This is a genomic window from Bartonella capreoli (genome assembly GCF_902813205.1).
In the GTDB taxonomy this organism is placed as follows: Bacteria; Pseudomonadota; Alphaproteobacteria; order Rhizobiales; family Rhizobiaceae; genus Bartonella; species Bartonella schoenbuchensis.
Map to the genome: position 1 here is coordinate 1 of NZ_CADDZX010000027.1, position 3235 is coordinate 3235.

At 35.4% G+C, this 3235-nt stretch carries 6 protein-coding genes; 2 read left to right on the forward strand and 4 right to left on the reverse strand.

Features of this window, described 5'->3' with window-relative positions:
• Both J7R05_RS06835 and J7R05_RS06840 read left to right on the forward strand, forming a co-directional pair.
• Positions 1–251: hypothetical protein (locus tag J7R05_RS06835; protein ID WP_208541720.1), on the forward strand; the 251-nt coding region annotated here is incomplete at its 5' end.
• A gap of 274 nt (positions 252–525) precedes the next feature.
• The gene (locus tag J7R05_RS06840; RefSeq protein WP_208541721.1) at positions 526–1398 is read left to right on the forward strand and encodes a DNA adenine methylase; all 873 of its coding nucleotides are present in this window, start codon (positions 526–528) and stop codon (positions 1396–1398) included.
• Positions 1399–1480: 82 nt separating this feature from the next.
• Here J7R05_RS06840 and J7R05_RS06845 read toward each other — a convergent pair whose 3' ends face one another.
• From J7R05_RS06845 to J7R05_RS06860, 4 genes are all read right to left on the reverse strand, one after another.
• Positions 1481–1774 (reverse strand): HigA family addiction module antitoxin, encoded by a 294-nt coding sequence (locus J7R05_RS06845; RefSeq protein ID WP_010703157.1) that lies wholly within the window; start codon positions 1772–1774, stop codon positions 1481–1483.
• Between the two features lie 16 nt (positions 1775–1790).
• Positions 1791–2072: a type II toxin-antitoxin system RelE/ParE family toxin gene (locus J7R05_RS06850; protein WP_078705502.1), complete on the reverse strand. Its 282-nt coding sequence runs from the start codon at positions 2070–2072 to the stop codon at positions 1791–1793.
• Positions 2073–2338: 266 nt separating this feature from the next.
• Positions 2339–2650 (reverse strand): helix-turn-helix domain-containing transcriptional regulator, encoded by a 312-nt coding sequence (locus J7R05_RS06855; protein WP_182480401.1) that lies wholly within the window; start codon positions 2648–2650, stop codon positions 2339–2341.
• Positions 2651–2662: 12 nt separating this feature from the next.
• Positions 2663–2986, reverse strand: coding sequence for a type II toxin-antitoxin system RelE/ParE family toxin (locus J7R05_RS06860; protein ID WP_208541722.1), 324 nt, complete (start codon positions 2984–2986; stop codon positions 2663–2665).
• Positions 2987–3235: the final 249 nt, after the last annotated feature.

Sequence of the window (3235 nt, forward strand, 5' to 3'; positions counted from 1 at the left end):
TGAGAGTTCCAGCTAACACAGATCCCAATGTAGTTTCTTCATCCTACAAGCTGACACTCAAACAAGTTTCAGCATACGCTCTTGCAAAAGCTGTTGAAAATATTCTCGCCGGTCAGGTCAAGGAGATGTCAAAGGTATTTATGCCAACATGTGCAGAACTTGTTTCCTATTGTCAGAAGCTAGAAAGTGATGTGCTTGGCAGGTTTGGTATGTGCACAGAGCGATTGAAAATACACAAGCAAAGGCACTGAAAGAACAGGAGAGACGAGAGAATGTCATTCCATTCACAAAAACGGCTTGATGAGTTTTAGAACAGCAAAATAGAGAAAAGTGCTGATCATTTTTGGATTGGATATGCATTTAAATCGACAGAAAGGCACCTTAGAGAGAGATTTGGAAGTTTTTTGATTTCCCCACATCGGGAACATAAAACGCTCTGTACGGGGCTAATTTGAGGAAAAATCGCGAGGGGTCCTGAAAATGTTTTCATCACGTTTTTTTCTAATACTGTAGGGGTTGAGAGAGATGGCTTTTAGTTATTCTCCATTAAGATATCCGGGTGGCAAGACTGCACTCTATGGAAAAATCAAAGAAATCTTTGAGAAAAATGGATTAAACGGATGTTCTTATCGTGAGCCTTTTGCTGGTGGTGGTGGATTAGCTTTAAAACTTCTTTTAAATGATGATGTGAAAGATATTTACATGAATGATATTGACCCGTTTATTTGGAGTTTTTGGCATTGTGTTTTGTACAAGACAGAAGAATTAATAGAGAAGATTAACACGACAACTATTAACTTAGAAGAATGGTACAAACAAAAAGAAATTTCTCCTGAAAAAGCAGATGTGCTTACCGTAGGATTTGCTGCCCTTTTTTTGAATCGAACAAACAGATCAGGAATTATTAAAAATGCTGGCCCTATTGGAGGAAAAGAGCAAGCTGGGAATTACAAAATAGACTGTAGATTCAATAAAGAAAATTTAATTGGCCGAATTAGAAATATAAGCGCAAAAAAAGATAGGATATACTTAACACAATTAGATGCACAGGAGTTTTTACTACGTTATGGAACAGATAAAGATGAAAACATTTGCCTTTATATAGATCCCCCATATTTTAAAAAGAGCAAAGGGCTCTATACTTCATTTTATAAGACTAAAGACCACCACCATTTAGAAAACATCATTTCTAAACATGTAAATGCTCTTTGGTTAATTACTTATGACAATGTAGAAGAAGTTAAATTCTTGTATAGTCAATATCCTAAAGTAGAATTTAATATACGCTATTCTCTACAAAATAAGAGAAAAGCTCAAGAACTGATGATTTTCTCACCTAAAATCAAAATTCCACAATCACTAGAACAGAATACAACATCGCTTTGCAACGCAGCTTAACTGTTTTCATAAATAATCTTGTAAAGCTGTTTAAATTAAATGGTATATCTAACAAAATGAGGAGAGGATCTTTAAGCTTTTTCTAAAGATGTCCTGTTTGTTCAAAAGGCGCAATATGCAGAATCGGGTTACTCTGTCGTGCTTGCCATAAATCGTGTTTTTGTTGCAGTTTAAGCCAAAATTCTGCATCATTTAAACCAGCTCTTTCTAACCGTAAGGCTAGATTAATGCTGATTGCTGCATTGCAGTTTAAAACACGCGATAAAGTTAAACGCGCAACACCGAGACGATTTGCAGCTTCTGTGACTGTCAATTTCAGTTCATCAAGCAATTCTTCTTTTAAAATGCCACCTGGGTGTGGAGGATTGTACATCATAATAGCACCTCAAAAATTAATGATAGTCTTGATAATCAACAAGTTCAACGTCTGTTCCAATGAAACGAAAAGTAACACGCCAATTTGCATTGACACGCATTGACCAATAATCCTTTAATTCTCCTGTCAGTTTGTGAAGACGATATGATTTAATCTTCATTTGCTCAGGAGAAGATATTGTATCTAAAATCACCAAAATATTTGCTAGCTTTTGAGCATGTGCAGGTTGTATACCCTTGCACACCCCTCTTTCAAAGAATAATTTCAACCCTTTATGCTTAAAACTAACGATTGCCATAATTTACCTTTTGATACTTGGTACGTATACACGATGCACTTTTGTAAATCAAGCATTTATTTTGTTTCGTCATATGTCTTATTTTAAATTTTCACTGAGGTAGTTTGGAGAGAGCGAGTGCAATTTGCTCTCTATACACATACATACATTTTCTTCAAAACAAGTAATTACAATGCGTTTTCTGTCTAAAAAAGCTGATATAATTTTTCTATTGCAAAATATCTTGCACAGTTTAAGCATTTTATCTTCTTTAACGGTTATCCAGGTTAAATGTGCGGAACAGATCGTTCAAGGGGTTGTACAGCTAACCGAAGACCCATAGTTCGTAGTAAAGCAGTCAAACTGCGAAGTTCGGGATTTCCTTTTTGTGACAGTGTACGATAAAGCTGTGTTGGATTTAGTTCAGCTGCTTTAGCTACAGTTTGAACACCCCCATAGGCTTTTGCCATTTGACGAAGCGTTATAAGTAGTTCACCTTGATCGCCATCAGCTAAAATTGCATCAAGGGTAGCTGCTGCCGTTTCAGGATCATTATAGAACAGTTCAGCCATTGCATCATCATGGTTACGATCTTTCATTTCTACACTCCTTTAATCTTCACGGTTTTGCCAATCATGCCAATAAGCGCACGCGCGGATAATATCAGTATTTTGCGTCCTTTTGGTGCCACCACACAATAACAGCAATACGGTCTTTCCTAATTGGGTATAATAAATTCGGTAACCAGGCCCGATATGAATTCGCAATTCATAAATGCCATCACGAAGTGGTCTAAAATCACCAAAATTTCCTTGCTCTAAACGGTTAAGGCGGCGGATAATTGCGGTTTTAGCTTGCATATCACGAAGTTTGTGTAACCAGTCGATGATCAAATCTTTTCCGTCAGCAGCAAGGTAGTGGCGTATCTTAAACATAGATAAACAATCGTTTATAAACGAATATTTGTCAAGAATTGATATAGTTTTCTTGAAAATATTTTTTCTTTATGTGGAAGCTTTTAAAAAATATATTTTTAGAAGAAATTTTATTATTATGATCAGTTAGTTATTTTATTTTTCTATATTAACTAGTGTAGCATATTGTTTTATGCTATTGTAAAATATAATAAAAGCAGCTTTTCAAATCCGTATTTCATTTCAATTATTTTCCTTAGAAAAGATAAA

Bases quoted from the DNA above. Each gene is read 5' to 3' on its own strand.
- J7R05_RS06860 (WP_208541722.1), bottom strand. From the start codon at position 2,986: ATGTTTAAGATACGCCACTACCTTGCTGCTGACGGAAAAGATTTGATC.
- J7R05_RS06850 (WP_078705502.1), bottom strand. From the start codon at position 2,072: ATGGCAATCGTTAGTTTTAAGCATAAAGGGTTGAAATTATTCTTTGAA.
- J7R05_RS06855 (WP_182480401.1), bottom strand. From the start codon at position 2,650: ATGAAAGATCGTAACCATGATGATGCAATGGCTGAACTGTTCTATAAT.
- J7R05_RS06845 (WP_010703157.1), bottom strand. From the start codon at position 1,774: ATGATGTACAATCCTCCACACCCAGGTGGCATTTTAAAAGAAGAATTG.
- J7R05_RS06840 (WP_208541721.1), top strand. From the start codon at position 526: ATGGCTTTTAGTTATTCTCCATTAAGATATCCGGGTGGCAAGACTGCA.